Annotated in this window: 15 protein-coding genes, 1 tRNA gene and 1 riboswitch; of the genes, 9 read left to right on the forward strand and 7 right to left on the reverse strand. The window is 64.3% G+C overall.

The window, feature by feature from the left end; translation table 11 throughout:
- Nucleotide 1 precedes the first annotated feature (1 nt).
- Nucleotides 2-883, reverse strand: a complete 882-nt coding sequence (locus AB3G45_RS23605) for a transporter substrate-binding domain-containing protein (RefSeq protein WP_367832856.1) — start codon at nucleotides 881-883, stop codon at nucleotides 2-4.
- A 56-nt stretch (nucleotides 884-939) separates the two neighbouring features.
- On the opposite strand from AB3G45_RS23605, the gene AB3G45_RS23610 reads away from it, so the two are divergent.
- Nucleotides 940-2,247: a glycosyltransferase gene (locus tag AB3G45_RS23610; RefSeq protein WP_367832857.1), complete on the forward strand. Its 1,308-nt coding sequence runs from the start codon at nucleotides 940-942 to the stop codon at nucleotides 2,245-2,247.
- Nucleotides 2,248-2,302: 55 nt separating this feature from the next.
- Nucleotides 2,303-2,791 (forward strand): hypothetical protein, encoded by a 489-nt coding sequence (locus tag AB3G45_RS23615; RefSeq protein WP_367832858.1) that lies wholly within the window; start codon nucleotides 2,303-2,305, stop codon nucleotides 2,789-2,791.
- On the opposite strand, the gene AB3G45_RS23620 is transcribed toward AB3G45_RS23615, so the two are convergent.
- Nucleotides 2,748-3,719 carry an IS1595 family transposase gene (locus AB3G45_RS23620; protein ID WP_367832859.1) on the reverse strand — a complete coding sequence of 324 codons (972 nt, stop codon included), beginning with the start codon at nucleotides 3,717-3,719 and terminating at the stop codon, nucleotides 2,748-2,750. The two genes, AB3G45_RS23615 and AB3G45_RS23620, sit on opposite strands and share 44 nt — an antisense overlap.
- Nucleotides 3,720-3,822: 103 nt before the next feature.
- On the opposite strand from AB3G45_RS23620, the gene AB3G45_RS23625 reads away from it, so the two are divergent.
- From AB3G45_RS23625 to AB3G45_RS23635, 3 genes are read left to right on the forward strand one after another with little or no spacing between them, the layout of a single operon-like run.
- Complete coding sequence (locus AB3G45_RS23625) at nucleotides 3,823-4,047, forward strand: DUF6471 domain-containing protein (protein WP_367832860.1); 225 nt, start codon at nucleotides 3,823-3,825, stop codon at nucleotides 4,045-4,047.
- Entirely contained in the window at nucleotides 4,005-4,895 is an 891-nt protein-coding gene (locus AB3G45_RS23630; protein ID WP_367832861.1) for a hypothetical protein, read from the forward strand. Before AB3G45_RS23625 ends, AB3G45_RS23630 begins: the two co-directional genes overlap by 43 nt.
- Nucleotides 4,828-5,604, forward strand: coding sequence for a glycosyltransferase family 2 protein (locus AB3G45_RS23635; RefSeq protein WP_367832862.1), 777 nt, complete (start codon nucleotides 4,828-4,830; stop codon nucleotides 5,602-5,604). The genes AB3G45_RS23630 and AB3G45_RS23635 overlap by 68 nt, the downstream gene beginning before the upstream one ends.
- Nucleotides 5,605-5,614: 10 nt before the next feature.
- On the opposite strand, the gene AB3G45_RS23640 is transcribed toward AB3G45_RS23635, so the two are convergent.
- A tRNA-Gly gene (locus AB3G45_RS23640) sits at nucleotides 5,615-5,688 on the reverse strand.
- Nucleotides 5,689-5,893: 205 nt separating this feature from the next.
- On the opposite strand from AB3G45_RS23640, the gene AB3G45_RS23645 reads away from it, so the two are divergent.
- Nucleotides 5,894-7,363, forward strand: a complete 1,470-nt coding sequence (locus tag AB3G45_RS23645; protein WP_367832863.1) for an MJ1477/TM1410 family putative glycoside hydrolase — start codon at nucleotides 5,894-5,896, stop codon at nucleotides 7,361-7,363.
- 49 nt (nucleotides 7,364-7,412) lie between these two features.
- On the opposite strand, the gene AB3G45_RS23650 is transcribed toward AB3G45_RS23645, so the two are convergent.
- Entirely contained in the window at nucleotides 7,413-8,522 is a 1,110-nt protein-coding gene (locus AB3G45_RS23650; protein ID WP_367832864.1) for a 2'-deoxycytidine 5'-triphosphate deaminase, read from the reverse strand.
- Between the two features lie 161 nt (nucleotides 8,523-8,683).
- A riboswitch (SAM riboswitch) is annotated at nucleotides 8,684-8,762 on the forward strand.
- Nucleotides 8,763-8,805: 43 nt separating this feature from the next.
- On the opposite strand from AB3G45_RS23650, the gene AB3G45_RS23655 reads away from it, so the two are divergent.
- A complete protein-coding gene (locus tag AB3G45_RS23655; protein ID WP_367832865.1) occupies nucleotides 8,806-9,990 on the forward strand; it encodes an O-succinylhomoserine sulfhydrylase in 1,185 nt (394 codons plus the stop codon).
- A 126-nt stretch (nucleotides 9,991-10,116) separates the two neighbouring features.
- On the forward strand, nucleotides 10,117-10,509 hold the full coding sequence (gene apaG / locus AB3G45_RS23660; protein WP_023516605.1) for a Co2+/Mg2+ efflux protein ApaG: 393 nt from the start codon (nucleotides 10,117-10,119) through the stop codon (nucleotides 10,507-10,509).
- A 13-nt stretch (nucleotides 10,510-10,522) separates the two neighbouring features.
- Here the strand turns inward: apaG and AB3G45_RS23665 are convergent, their stop codons facing one another.
- The 3 genes from AB3G45_RS23665 to AB3G45_RS23675 form a co-directional block, all read right to left on the reverse strand.
- Nucleotides 10,523-11,515: an Hsp33 family molecular chaperone gene (locus AB3G45_RS23665; RefSeq protein ID WP_367833661.1), complete on the reverse strand. Its 993-nt coding sequence runs from the start codon at nucleotides 11,513-11,515 to the stop codon at nucleotides 10,523-10,525.
- Nucleotides 11,516-11,712: 197 nt separating this feature from the next.
- Nucleotides 11,713-12,624, reverse strand: a complete 912-nt coding sequence (gene argF / locus AB3G45_RS23670) for an ornithine carbamoyltransferase (RefSeq protein WP_367832866.1) — start codon at nucleotides 12,622-12,624, stop codon at nucleotides 11,713-11,715.
- A 27-nt stretch (nucleotides 12,625-12,651) separates the two neighbouring features.
- On the reverse strand, nucleotides 12,652-13,842 hold the full coding sequence (locus AB3G45_RS23675) for an aspartate aminotransferase family protein (protein ID WP_367832867.1): 1,191 nt from the start codon (nucleotides 13,840-13,842) through the stop codon (nucleotides 12,652-12,654).
- A gap of 423 nt (nucleotides 13,843-14,265) precedes the next feature.
- Between AB3G45_RS23675 and AB3G45_RS23680 the strand changes: the two genes are divergently transcribed.
- Entirely contained in the window at nucleotides 14,266-14,802 is a 537-nt protein-coding gene (locus tag AB3G45_RS23680) for a GcrA family cell cycle regulator (RefSeq protein WP_367832868.1), read from the forward strand.
- Nucleotides 14,803-14,942: the final 140 nt, after the last annotated feature.

The raw sequence follows: 14,942 nt of genomic DNA on the forward strand, positions 1-14,942 counted from the left end.
GTCAGCCGCCGTAGAGATTGATCGGGAAATAGCGCAGGTAGATCTCCTGCAGGCGGCCGCTGCGCGAGAGCGCCAGCAGCGCATGGTCGATCGCACCCGCGATCGTCGCGTCCTCCTTGCGGAGCATGACGGTCAACCCCTCGCCGAGGAAACGCTCCGACAGGTAGGGTCCGTCGAACAGGCGGCAGCAGTCGGCCGATTCCGAGCCGCTCGTCCAGAACGCGAGTTGCATGCCGTCGCTAAAGACCGCATCCACCTTGCCCTCCTTGAGGCTTGAAAGCAGGGCGGCGCGATCGGGAAAGGCCTCTGCCCGCACGCGCGGGAAAAAGGCCTTCAGCATCGCCTCGTGTGCGCTCGCCGCGACGACGCCGACCCGCTTGCCGTCGAGCGCCGCCGCACTCTCGCCGGCGGGCGAGGCCCGCTTCGCCACGGCGAAGCGGGCCGGCAGGCGCATGAAGGGGCGCGAGAAGAGAAAGCGCGTGCGCAACTCAGCGGTGACGGCAACGCCCGCGACAACCGCCTCGCCATTGCCGTCAACGAGCGCCTTTTCCAGTTCCGGGAAGGTCACGGCCTGGATCTGGCATTTCTCGGTGAGCGCCAGTTCCCGGCAGATTTCCCGAACGAGATCGACATGGAAGCCGGCAAGCTTGCCGGTCTGGTCGATGAAGTTGAACGGCGGGAAATCCACCGTAGTCAGGAAGCGCAGCCGCACGATGCCGGACAGATCCGGCCGCGCGATGCGTTCGCGCGTATCGAACAGGATTGGCAGGTCCACCGAGGCGGGCTCCTGCGCCACGGCATCCTGGGGCCGCACCGCCGCCAGCAGAAGGCAGCAGGCAAGGAGCCCGTAGATTCTCAGGGGTGCAATTTTTTTCTGCCGCATTACAATCAACCTGGGGTTTAAAGGGGGCGTAGCCGCCTGCGCGGCTGCGGGGCTGCATGCGACTGGCAGAATATCCCGACGATATCGGTTTCGCCACCGCAATCGGCGTCCTGCCGGCGCCGCTGGCGCCCTTACCCGACGACACCGTGCCCTCCCGGCTGATGACGGAAGCCCGGCTCTTCCGGCGCCTCGGCCTGCCCAAGCCCCTCATCTCGACGATGCTGGTGCGCGCCAGCCAGCACGGCACGTCGCTGGAAACGGAACTTCTGGCAAGCGGCTCGGTCTCGGAACAGATCTACTATGAAGCGCTGGCCGAGATCCTCGACATCCCCTTCCTCGACCGGCTGGATCCGGCCGAGGTCGAAGACCTTCCCGGTGCCGATACCCAGCTCATCGATCCGACCGTGGTGCGCTTGCGCCATGCCTCGCGTGCGCCGACGACGGCGATCGTGCCGAGTGCCGAGCGGCTCGCCTATCTCGGCGAGCGGCTGGCGCATTCGCCGGCCCTGCGCACCATGATGGCGGCGACCACGCCCTCCGCCCTGAGGACCGCGCTCTGGCAGGCCGGCCAGTATCGGCGGCTGCGCGATACGGTGGACGACCTCCACGCCACCATGCCGGAGGCGAGCGCCCGCATCACGCTGCGCGGGCGGCAGGGTTTTTATACCGGCGTCACCGTCACCCTCCTCCTCGTGCTCGCCGCCCTCGCCCCCGTGCTGGCCACGCTGGCATTGCATATCGTGCTGAGCCTGCTCTTCCTCGGCACCGTCCTGATCCGCCTGGCCGCCCTCATCGCCAAATACCGGCGGGAGCGCCGGCCGCCGTCGCCGCCGGCCCGGCCGCGGCCGACCTATTCCATCTTCGTCGCGCTCTACCGGGAAGCGGAGGTGGTGCCGCAACTCATCGACACCCTCAACCGCATCGAATGGCCGCCCGCCCGCCTCGACATCAAGCTGATCTGCGAGGCGGACGACCAGGAAACGCTCGATGCGCTCGCCCTCACCCGCCTCGGCCGGCAATACGAGATCGTCGCGGTGCCGCCCGGCCGGCCGCGCACCAAGCCGAAGGCGCTCACCTATGCGCTCGGCGCGGCGCGCGGCGACTACCTCGTCATCTACGACGCCGAGGATCGCGTCGATCCCATGCAGCTCGAAGAGGCCTGGCGCACCTTCGAGGCCGGGCCGCCGGACGTCGCCTGCCTCCAGGCGCCGCTCGTCGTCACCAATGCCGGGGAAAGCTGGCTGAGCGCGCTGTTCGCACTCGAATATGCCGGGCTCTTCCGCGTGCTGCTGCCGCGCCTTGCCGCCGCGCGCCTGCCCATGCCGCTCGGCGGCACGTCCAACCATTTTCGCGGCCTTATGTAGCAAGCGCACCAACATTCCGAGCGAATAGCGGCAAGGGAGTTTCTATAATGTCGACATGAGACAAGCCCGCACGGAAACCTTCGATCACACAATCACTGGCCTGCTGAAGAAGCGCGCGGAGCTTTTTAACGAAGCGGAGCGCATCCGAGACAGGCTTGCCGAGATCAAGAATGACATAGGTGCGGTGGATCGCACGTTGAGCGTGCTTGGCTACTCTGGCGATCTGGACGCCGCCATGCCGCGCCAGAAGCGGGAAGTTATCTTTGGTAGAGGAGAACTGTCCAAGGCCATCATGGGCGAACTGCGGCACGCGGACGGGCCGCTGTCCAGCCGTGACATCGCTCGCGAGATCGTCACCATGAGAGGTGAGGATGCGAGGGACCGCAACTATCTGTCCGATCTTACCAAGCGCGTGAGCAAGGCGCTACGCCAGATGAAGGCCGAAGGATATGTGCGGAGCGCAGTAGACGCTAAGGGGAACTTGAGTTGGGAGCGGCGGCTTACGCAGCCGCCCGCTGCCAATAGCCCTTCCAGTTCCGGCTAACGGGGTGTTTGAGAGCGCCGCCAACGATGGCGAAGGCGTTGCCGCCATTTGAGCGTTCGCGATGGTCTTCCATCCATGCGGCATGGTTTGCGTACTGGTAAAGGTACTTGGCCGATACGTGGTGATGTTGGCCGCCAACCATGCGACGAAGGCGCGAGAAGTAGCTCTCTACCCAATTGGTGTGCTTGCCGTTGCGCTCGCTGTAGATTTCGCTGTGGTTGATGCGGCCAGTTTCAAATTCCATGTCCAGCGCATCCCAATGTGTTGCCTCATCAGCAAACATCATGGCATCGGCGACAACGCGCTCGCGGGCGATTTCCACGCCTTCGGCTTCCGCCCTGCGGACGAAGGCAAGGGTGCGCCCCTGACGTTCGCGGAGAGCGATTACAACGCGGCGACGGTCTGACTGGTTTGCCTTGAGGCGGCGGTCCTTGCGGTCTTCCTTACGGTTCTCGGGGCGAACGTGACCACCGAAGTACGCGCCATCGATTTCAACTTCACCGTCCAGAACTTCATTGACGGTTTCGAGCGCCATAGCCTCGCGAAGCTTGTGAGCGAGAACCCATGCCGTCTTGTACTGGACGTCCAGATCGCGGGAGAATTGCAGGGCCGAAACGCCCTTCACGGCATTTGCGAAAAGGCAGATGGCTGCGAGCAGGTCGCAAAAGCCAAGCTTGCGGCTGGCAAAGATGGTGCCGGACGTGACCGAAAACTGCGCATGGCAGGCAGCGCACTTGAACTTGCGGCGGGTGCTGATTTCGTAATGGTCGAGGCAGCCGCACTTCGGGCAAACCGGCTCGCCGTCCGTCTGCGACCAGCGCAGCTTGCGGAACGTCTCATAAGCCTTGTCTTCGCCGCCCTTGTAGACTTCCTTGAGGGAGAGGGTGCGGGTGCGGGCTGCTGCCGAGAGGAGAAAATGCTGCGCCATGACGTACTGTTTCCGTTACCTATGTAACGTTTATAGTACGTTGACCGACGCATTGCAAGTGCTTATATCATCATATGCGATACGTAAGCATCACGGGTGATACATGATCGAGAAAACTGACTGGGAAATGAAAGCGGCCAACCTTCTCAAGGCTGAGTTGAAACGTAAGGGAGTTACTTACGCACAACTTGTTGAGAGGTTGGCCGCGATTGGCATTGACGAGAAAGAGGTGAACGTGCGGAATAAGCTTTCCAGGGGCAAATTCACAGCGGCGTTTTTATTACAATGTCTAGAGGCTATTGGATCATCGTCGTTGCGTTTGGACTGATTGTCTCTCCCTATTTAGGGCAGGCACAACAACATTCCGATCAAACCAATAGGGAAGCAGACCAAGAAAGCGATCAAGCCTATAAGCTTCCTTTTACGATCGGGGTTGACGTTGTCGAGAAAGAGGCCGCCACCAAGGCCCGCGAGAGGCATGAGGCCGAAGCTCGTGAACGCGAAAAAAGAGACCTTGTCGCCCAAGAAGGCATGAACGCGGCGACGAAGGAAATCAATGCCGCTACACAAGCGATGGCTGCATACGCTTATTGGTCTACGGCTTTCGTCGGCATTGGTACTGCCTTGCTTTTCCTCACTCTCTACCTGACTCACCGGGCCAATCAAGGCGCCCATTCCGCCGTCAAAGTCACTCGCGAGATTGGCGAGGCGCAGGTCCGAGCCTATGTCGAAATCGATGACATCAAAACGAGTTACGAGCAGCGCTCCGGCGAACGGGCTGCTATCCGCTCTTTTGTCAACTGGATCAACACCGGGCAAAGCCCCACGCGAAATCTCGTGTGGGCGATTGACCATCACCTCGGGCTGCTCCCCGACAACTTCGCCTTTGTCATGTCCGAAACGGCGACGCACGGAACCTCGACAATCGGAGCGGGGAGAACATCGTACGACGTCTCCCATTTGATGGATAGGACTGGCCTCGATGAGTTCGACAAGGAGAGGCTTCCTATAACCCTCTTCGGATACGTCGATTACGACGACGTCTTTCCCGACACAAAGAGGCATCGCACAGAGTTTTGCGTCGAGTTGGCCCGCAAGGGCGTCGCCGTTGAAAACTCCACATGCAGTAAACACAACGGCGCTGACGACGGCTGCTTTCGCCAGCCAACCACCTAGTCTCTCAATCATTTCTCCAACCTTTCCGGTCGGCCGAGCAGCTTGGTGCGTTTGCTACATAAGGCCGCATTTTCGCACGCGCGTTCTCCAGCAGGCGGGCGGATGGGATCCCTACAATGTCACGGAGGATGCCGATCTCGGGCTGCGGCTCTACCGGCTCGGCTATCGCTGCGGCACGCTCACCCGGCCGACCTACGAGGAAGCGCCCGTCGGGCGCGGCGCCTGGCTGGGCCAGCGCACCCGCTGGTTCAAGGGCTGGCTGCAGACCTGGCTCGTGCTGATGCGCCATCCCTCGCGCCTCGTCTCGGAAATGGGCCTCTGGCCCAGCCTCGTCTTCCAGGTGCTGATCGGCGGGCTCATCCTCTCCTCGCTCGCCCACCCGCTGATCGTCGCCTATCTCGGCCTCGTCACCTGGTCGTTGTTCTTCCAGTCCGCCTACCTGGTCGGGCCGCTCGAATTCACCCTCTTCGTCATCGACATGGTCAACATCTTCGGCAGCTATGCCATCTTCATCGCGCTCGGGCGCGGCGGCATGACCGAGCGCGAGCAGGCGGCCATCGGCCGGCACTGGATGATGACGCCCGTCTACTGGCTGCTGCTATCGGTCGCCGCCTGGCGCGCCGTGGGCGAACTGCGCCACAACCCCTTCTTCTGGAACAAGACGGCCCATCGGCCGGCGCCGCCGCAGGCGGGAACGCAAGCCGGATAATCCTGGAGATTGGAGCGGGTAGCGGGAATCGAACCCGCGCGTTCAGCTTGGGAAGCTGACAGGCTACCATTACATCATACCCGCAAGGCAGCGCGACGGCGCAGTCATTCAACAGTTCGCCGGGCATGTCAAGCGAGCGCTGCGAAAGCGTGGCGCGATCTTTCAGGGTCGCGCGCCCGGCGCTTTCGGCCTTTGATTTTTCCCATGCCGCTGTCACGAAACCGCTGCACACTTCTACGCGGCGTGCTTTAGGATGCGGCCGGCGACCATACCGACAAGACAGGGCACGATGATCAAATTCAAGACCTCCACCGGAGCCGTCTCCGTCGACAATTGGGGCTACGAACTGCAAGGGCTGAAGGGCGGTGGCCTCGACCCGTCGCTGCTCGCCTCGGCAACGCACGACCTGCTGGTGATCGAAGTATCGCGCGACGGGACCGTGGCCGGGCGGTTTTCCGCCGGCGAGATCGCCCGCATGAAGGACGGCATGGGCGGGCGCTCCGTCGTCGTCTCCTATACCTCGATCGGCGAGGCCTCGGATTTCCGCGACTACTGGCACGACGACTGGACGACCACGGGCATCGCGACGGGCAAGCTGACCGGCAAGGCGCCGGACTGGCTGGGCCCGGTCAATCCGGACTGGCCGGAAAGCCGCAAGGTCCGTTACTGGGATTCCGACTGGCAGAAGATCATCTTCAACGACAAGAAGGCCGGCGAAGTCGATGCCATCGTCAAGGCCGGCTTCGATGCGGCCTATCTCGATATCGTCGACGGCTACTATTTCTGGGGCGCGGAGGTCTCGGCGAAAGACCGCGAGGCGGGCGACCCGAAAACCGTCAAGCAGGCGGCACAGCGCATGGTGGATTTCATCGTCGCGCTGACGGACCACGCGCGCGAGACCAATCCGGATTTCTTCGTGATCCCGCAGAACGGCGCCTGGATCCTCGACGATCTCGGCTCCGACACCGTGCGCAGGAAGGCCTATCTCGACGCCATCGGCGGCATCGCGGTGGAAGACCTCTACTATCGCGGCGACAAGGACGAGAACAACCGGCTCGATCCGGACGAGGAGACCATCGCGACCCTCAAGCGGGACTTCCTCGACAAGGGCAAGCCGGTCTTCGTCGTCGACTATGTCAACGGCGACAAGCGGGTCGCCGATTTCAACGCGCTGGCGCTGGAAGACGGCTTCATTCCCTTCGCTTCGCCCGACCGGGATCTCGACCGGCTGGTGGGAACCCATGACGGCGACCCGGCCTATATCAAACCCTCGCAGAAGGCCGATGCCCTGCGCGGTTCGAAGCTTTCCGACACGATCCACGGGCTCGGCGGCAATGACAGGATCGACGGACGGGCCGGCGGCGACTGGCTCTACGGCGGCGCGGGCAAGGACAAGCTGGCGGGCGGCGGTGGGTCCGACAGGCTCAAGGGCGGCACCGGCGCCGACAGCTTCGTCTTCAAATCGATCGAGGATTCGACCGTCGCCGCCTCGGGGCGCGACACGATCCTCGACTTCTCCCGGAAAGACGGCGACCGGATCGACCTGAAGGCCATCGACGCCAGCACGAAATCCGGCGGCGACCAGGCCTTCGCCTTCATCGGCACCGAGGCCTTCCACAAGAAGGCGGGCGAGTTGCGCTTCGAAGCCAAGGGCGGCGCTACTCTCGTCTTCGGCGACCTGAACGGAGACGGCAAGGCGGATTTCTCCATCCGCTTCGACGACGCCCTCGTCTTCGTCAAGGGCGACTTCATCCTCTAGAACCTCCGGAGCCTTTCCGGCAAAGGCCGCAGCGATTTACCGGAAAGGCCTAGCCGGCGCGGAAATGCTTCGACAGCTTCAGTCCCTGTGCCTGGTAGTTGGAGCCGAGGCCGGAGCCGTAGAGGCCCTCGGGCGCGCCGAGCATGTGCTCGTAGACGAGGCGGCCGACGATCTGGGCGTGCTCGAGGATGAAGGGCACTTCGTGGCTGCGCACCTCGAGGACGGCGCGGCTGCCGGAGCCGCCGGCGGGCGCGTGGCCGAAGCCGGGATCGAAGAAGCCGGCATAGTGTACGCGGAACTCGCCGACGAGCGGATCGAAGGGCGTCATCTCGGCGGCATAGAGCGGCGGGACGTGCACGGCCTCGCGCGAGACGAGGATGTAGAACTCGTCGGGATCGAGGATCAGTTCGTTGCGGCCCCGGCTGAACAGCGGCTCCCAGAAATCGAAGATATCGTGCTGGTTCTTGCGGTCGACATCGACGACGGCGGTGTGGTGCTTGCCGCGATAGCCGATGAGCCCGTCCGGGCCGGTGCCCTTGAGGTCGATGGAAAGCGCGATGCCGCCGCCCGAGACGTTCGGCGTCTCGCTGGCGACGAGCGTGTCCGTGCCGTGGAGGGCGAGCAGTTCGCTTTCGCCGAGCAGGGCATTGCCCCTGCGGAAACGGATCTGCGACAGGCGCGAGCCGCGGCGCACGACGATCGGGAAGGTGCGCGGCGAGATTTCGAGATAGAGGGGGCCGCAATAGCCGGCCGGAATCTTGTCGAATTCCTGCGCGCGGTCGGTGATGACGCGGGTGAAGATATCGAGGCGACCGGTGGAGCTTTTCGGATTGGCCGACGCCGCCAGTTCCGCCGGCAGGTCGAGGCTTTCCATCAGCGGCACGATGTAGACGCAGCCCGTCTCCAGCACCGCGCCCTGCGAGAGGTCGATGACGTGCAGTTGCAGGCGGTCGAGCTTGTCGGCGACGAGATGGGCAGGCCCCGGAAGGAAACTCGCCCGCACGCGGAAGGCCTTCGCCCCGAGCCGCAGGTCGAGGCTTGCCGGCTGGACCTGGTCGTCGTCGAGCGCGGCCTCGCTCTTCAGCCTGCCGGCATCGAACAAGCCACGAATGGCGTTGTCCGCCAGAATGCCCGTGCTGCGTGTTGCAGAACCACCCATCGCCATACCGTCCCGTCAGCGCATCGGGCCGGAGGTCCGGCCGTCCGCTTTTCGCATCGATTCTTCCGAAAACCGGTGCCCACATTTCGTAACAATACCCGGAAAGCCCGCACAAAACCAAATGCCGCCAATTGACGCAAGCGCGGTCGCACAGTATTAGCAGATTATCCCGTGGTGATTTGGCCGGCCGGCTTGCAGCCACGTAAAACAAGTAGCTAAAAAGGCCGGGTTCAAAACCGGCCTGCTTTTGCGGCCGGTTTTTTTGTTTGAAGGCGACGATCACATGAGCAAGTCCTGGCGCCCGGCCACCCAACTCGTCCACGGCGGAACGACCCGCTCCCAGCACGGCGAAACCGCAGAAGCAATCTTCCTCACGCAGGGCTTCGTCTACGACACCTCGGCCGCCGCCGAGGCCCGCTTCAAGGGCGAGACGGACGGCTTCATCTACGCCCGCTACGGCAGCCCGACCAACGACATGTTCGAAAAGCGCATGTGCATGCTGGAAGGCGCCGAGGATGCACGCGCCACCGCTTCCGGCATGGCCGCCGTCGCCGCCGCGATCCTCTGCCAGCTGAAGGCCGGCGACCATATCGTCGCCGCCCGCGCGCTCTTCGGCTCCTGCCGCTGGGTGGTCGAGACGCTCGCGCCGAAGTACGGCATCGAATGCACGCTGATCGACGGCCGCGACCTTTCCAACTGGGAGAAGGCGATCCAGAAGAACACCAAGGTGTTCTTCCTCGAAAGCCCGACCAACCCGACGCTGGAGGTCATCGACATCGCGGGCGTTGCCAAGCTCGCCAACCAGATCGGCGCCAAGGTCGTCGTCGACAACGTCTTTGCGACCCCGCTCTTCCAGAAGCCGCTGGAGCTTGGCGCCCATGTCGTCGTCTATTCGGCCACCAAGCATATCGACGGCCAGGGCCGCTGCCTCGGCGGCGTGGTGCTTTCGGACAAGCAGTGGATCGACGAGAACCTGCACGACTATTTCCGCCACACGGGGCCGGCCATGTCGCCGTTCAACGCCTGGACGCTGCTGAAGGGCATCGAGACGCTTCCGTTGCGCGTCAGGCAGCAGACGGAGAATGCGAGCCGCATCGGCGACTTCCTCGCCGAGCGGAAGGAGGTCGCCCGCGTGATCTATCCGGGCCGCAAGGACCATCCGCAGGCCGACATCATCGCCAAGCAGATGACGGGCGGCTCGACGCTGGTCTGCTTCGAGCTGAAGGGCGGCAAGGATGCGGCCTTCGCGCTGCAGGACGCGCTGGAAGTGGTGAAGATCTCCAACAATCTCGGCGACGCCAAGAGCCTCATCACCCATCCGGCGACGACGACGCACAAGAACCTGACGGACGAGGCGCGCGCAGAGCTCGGGATTTCGGCCGGCACGGTGCGCCTTTCGGCCGGCATCGAGGACGGCGAGGACCTCATCGAGGATTTCGCGCGGGCGCTTTCCAGGGTCAAGTCCTGACCCTTTCGCCCCACCGACGGACAAATACGGAAGCACCGGCCGATCAGGCCGGTGCTTTCTTTGCTTATCCTTGACGAAACCACATTCGTGTACAATAGCAGAAGCTAATCAGTTCAAGGCTTGCCCATGTATCGTGCGCTGACCCGCGACATCGAAGTGACCGTAGAGCCGTATTATCTGGCCGATCAGTCCGATCCCGACGACAGCCGCTACGTGTGGGGATACCGGGTGGTCATCGCGAACCATTCCGATGTCGCCGTGCGCCTGATGACGCGCTACTGGCACATCACCGACCAGAACGGCCAGGTCGACGAGGTGAACGGCCCGGGCGTCATCGGCGAGCAACCCGTTCTGCGCCCCGGCGATACCTACGAATATTCCTCCGGCTGCCCGCTCGAAACGCCCTCGGGCATCATGTTCGGCCGCTACCGCATGGAGGCGGAGAACGGCGAGGCCTTCGACGTCGCCATCCCGGCCTTCTCGCTGGACACGCCCGGGCAAGCGCGCACGCTGAACTGAGGGAGGACGCCCTTTACTGCGGCAGGACTTCCGCCGTCTCGAAGCGGTAGGTCGTCGAGCAGAATTCGCAGGTGACCGCGATCTCGCCCGTCTCGTCGGCCGTATGCGCGATCTCCTCGGCGCTGAGGCCGGCGAGGACGCCCTTCAGCTTCTCGCGCGAGCAGGAGCAGCGGTCGAAGACCTGCTGCGGCTGGTAGACGCGCACGCCCCGCTCGTGGAAGAGGCGGAAGAGAAGCCGCTCGGTGCCGACATTGGGATCCGTCAGCTCGTCGGCGTCGATCGTCTCGACCATGGCCTTCGCCTCGGCCCAGTTGTCGTCGTCGTCGATCTTGTGGCCGGCTTCCTCGCCGTCGCCGCCCGGAAGATCGGCCTGGCGCATGCGCTCGGGCGCCTGCGGCAGGAACTGCGCGACCATGCCGCCCGCCCGCCAGCGATGGCGCGCCTTGCCGGCCGCATCGCGGTCGTAGAGTTCGGCGACACCGAGGCGCACCTTGGTCGGGATCTGCTCCGACTGGCGGAAATAGACGCCGGCGATCTCTTCCAGCGTATGGCCGTCGAGTGGCACGATGCCCTGGTAGCGCTGGGTATACGCGCCCTGGTCGATGGTGAAGGCGAGGATGCCCTTGCCCAGAAGCTCGTGCGGCTCCGTCGCGCCGGCCGCGACCGCCGCGTCGAGCGCTTCCTGGTCGAAGCGGGCATAGGCGCGCACGTTTTCCGGGGCGGCGAAATCGGCCACCAGCAGGTCGACGGGGCCGTCGCCCTTGGTCTGGACGATCAGCTTGCCCTCGAACTTCAGCGAGGTGCCGAGCAGCACGGTGAGCGTGATCGCCTCGGCGAGCAGCCGCGCGACGGGCGCGGGATAATCGTGCCGGCCGAGAATGCCGTCGAGCATCGGGCCGAGCTGGACGGCGCGTCCGCGCACGTCGAGGCCTTCCACCTGGAACGGCAGCACCTGATCATCGCCGGCAAAGCCGGGTTCGCCGAGTTTCAAGGCATTTTCCGCCATCATCATTCCGCTCCTTGCACGCTTCGGCGCCGCCGGGGCCATCGGCCCGGCCTGCGTCCGACAGGCGTCTATCGTGATATCGCGCTCGCCCTTGCTGATCATTCCATACCGGGCGGGCATGCACCAGAGAAAGCGCCTGGCGGCGCTCCGTGGTGGCCCCTAGATCGTGTCGCCGGCGACGCTTTTCAAGATCGTCATCAGACGACGCCGAAGCACCAGGCGAGGATCGACTTCTGTGCGTGAAGGCGGTTTTCCGCCTCGTCGAAGACCACGGACTGCGGGCCGTCGATCACCTCGTCGGTCACTTCCTCGCCGCGGTGGGCGGGCAGGCAGTGCATGAAGAGCGCATCCTTGTCGGCGCGCGCCATCAGCTGCTTGTTGACCTGGTAGGGCTGGAAGATGTTGTGGCCGCGCGCGCGATGCTCCTGGTTCATCGAGACCCAGGTGTCGGTGACGACGAGATCGACGCCGTCGACGACGCTGTCCGCATCATGCCCGAGCAGGATGTTGCCGCCATTGTCGCGCGCCCAGTTCAGGATCTTGTCGTCGGGCTCGGAGCCCATCGGCACGGCCATCTTCATCGTGTAGCCAAAGCGGGCGGAGCCTTCCACGAAGGAATGCAGCACGTTGTTGCCGTCGCCCGTCCAGGCGAAGGACTTGCCCTTCGCGGAGCCGCGATGCTCCTCGAAGGTCATGACGTCTGCCATGATCTGGCAGGGATGGGTGAGATCCGTCAGCGCGTTGATGACGGGCACGGTGGCGTGCTCGGCAAGCTCCAGCAGGCGGGCATGGTCCGTCGTGCGGATCATGATTGCATCGACGTAGCGCGACAGCACCTTGGCCGTGTCGCCGATCGTCTCGGCGCGGCCGAGCTGCATTTCCGTGCCCGACAGGAACAGCGTCTCGCCGCCGAGCTGGCGCATGCCGACGTCGAAGGAGACGCGGGTTCGGGTGGAGGGCTTCTCGAAGATCATCGCGAGCATCTTGCCGGCGAGGGGCTTGGCTTCGGTGCCGGCCTTGCTGGCGGCCTTGCGCGTGTGCGCATCGTCCATGATGACGCGCAGATCGCTTTCCGAAACGGCGGAAAGGTCGAGAAAATGCTTGGCCATGATGTGTCCTGTCTGTCCGTTCGCTGCTTACGCGGCCTTGGCGGCCGTGAGTTTTTCCGCCGCGCGCTCGATGCGGGCAAGTCCCTCGCGCGCCTCTTCCGCGGTCACGGTCAGCGGCGGCAGCAGCCGCAGCACGTTGTCGCCTGCCGGCACGGCGAGCAGGTTTTCCGCCCGCACGCCCTTCAAGAGGTCGGCGACCGGGATCTTCGCCTTGATGCCGAGCATCAGGCCCTCGCCGCGCACGTCCTCGATGACGTCGGGGAAGCGATCCTTCAGCGCGGCAAGGCCCTGGCGGAAGACGAGCGCGACGTCGCGCACATGTTGAAGGAACCCCTCCTCCAGCACCACGTCGAGCACGGCGTTGCCGACGGCCATGGCGAGCGGATTGCCGCCATAGGTGGAGCCGTGCGTGCCGGCGACCATGCCGGCCGCCGCCTCGTTCGTGGCAAGGCAGACGCCGAGCGGGAAGCCGCCGCCGATGCCCTTGGCGATCGCCATGATGTCGGGCGCGACCCCCGCCAGCTCATGGGCGAAGAGGCGCCCCGTGCGGCCGACGCCGGTCTGCACCTCGTCCAGGATGAGCAGCAGGCCGTATTCGTCGCAGAGCTGGCGCAACTCCTGCATGAACTCCTTCGAGACCGGGCGCAGCCCGCCCTCGCCCTGCACCGGCTCGATCAGGATGCCGGCCGTCTCCTCGGTGATCGCATCCTTGACGGCCGCGATATCGCCGAAGGGAACCTTGAGGAAACCCGGCGCCTTGGGACCGAAGCCCTCGATATACTTCTCCTGTCCGCCGGCGGCGATCGTCGCGATCGTGCGGCCGTGGAAGGCGCCTTCGAAGGTGATGATATGGAACTTGCCGGGATGGCCCTTGGCGAAATGGTAGCGCCGGGCCGTCTTGATCGCGCATTCCAGCGCCTCGGCGCCCGAATTGGTGAAGAACACCTTGTCGGCGAAGGTGGCCTCCGTCAGCCGGCGGCCGAGGCTTTCCTGGCCCGGGACCTCGTAGAGGTTCGACAGGTGCCAGACCTTGTCGGCCTGGTCCTTCAGCGCGGCGACGAGATGGGGATGCGCATGGCCCAGCGAATTGACGGCGACGCCGGCGGCAAAATCGAGATATCGCTCGCCATCTTCGGCGATCAGCCACACGCCCTCCCCGCGCGTGAACCTGAGCGGCGCACGCATGTAGGTTTCATAGAGCGGCGCGACATCGGCCATGCGCGGATCCTCCGAAAAGAGATGCGGAAAAACAGGAATGCGGCTTGACTTTTCCAGCCTTTAGAAAAACCAAAAGCCGCCTTTCGGCGGCATGCCGCACTATCGGCATTTCGTACCGGGATGTCAACAAAATCGCGGCCGAAATGGCGCTGAACATCCCGCAAGGTGAGGATTCACGGCGCGCACGGAAGGTGTCTCTATCGAGTCACACCCGACCAGCAAGTTGGGGAAAACTCCGAAATCGATTCGCCCGGATTCCAGCGACTCTTGTCACAGAGTCCCCCGGTCTCTAGGTTAAGGACCAATTACTAGACTGCATGCGGCGGAACTAGTCAGCAAGAGAGTTAGGGCGCTCAGGTTCCGGACCCGTCCGGAGCACGACGAGGGATTCCCGCATCCTGGGCGCCGAGCGGAGACGAAAACATGAACTGGACAGACGAGCGCGTTGAGAAACTCAAGAAGCTCTGGAGCGAGGGCCTGAGCGCGAGCCAGATCGCGGCGCAGCTCGGCGGCGTCAGCCGCAACGCCGTCATCGGCAAGGTGCACCGGCTGAACCTGCCCGGCCGCGCCAAGGCCGGCGGCACCCAGGCCGCGGCCCGCCCGAAGCGTCCGGCCCCGGCGACGCCGCGCCCGTCGACCTTCGCAGCCCGCCCCGTCGCCGCCCGCGCCGTCGTCCGTCCCACCGGCAACACCATTGCCAAGGAAGAGATCGACGTCGATTTCGAAGCCCAGGTCGAAACCCTTCCGGTTCCGGCCAACGGCAACAACGTGGTCGTGCCGATGTCGCGGCGGCTGGAGCTGACCCAACTCACCGAGCGCACCTGCAAGTGGCCGATCGGCGACCCGCTCAACGACGACTTCCATTTCTGCGGCAACGAGTCCCCGGACAACTCGCCCTACTGCACCTACCACCAGCGCCTCGCCTACCAGCCCTCGGCCGAACGCCGCCGGATGCGGTAGGTTTTCCACGGCAGAACATGCGATGCGGGCCCGGAAGGGCCTGTTTTCGTTTGGGACGCGGGATGAGGGGCGGACGGCACCCCGGAACGCAAACAGGCCCCTGAGGGCCCATTTCCGTCCTTGGGAGGAATCCCGTTCGC

Origin of the sequence: Shinella sp. S4-D37, assembly GCF_040812195.1 — a bacterium.
Classification (GTDB): Bacteria; Pseudomonadota; Alphaproteobacteria; order Rhizobiales; family Rhizobiaceae; genus Shinella.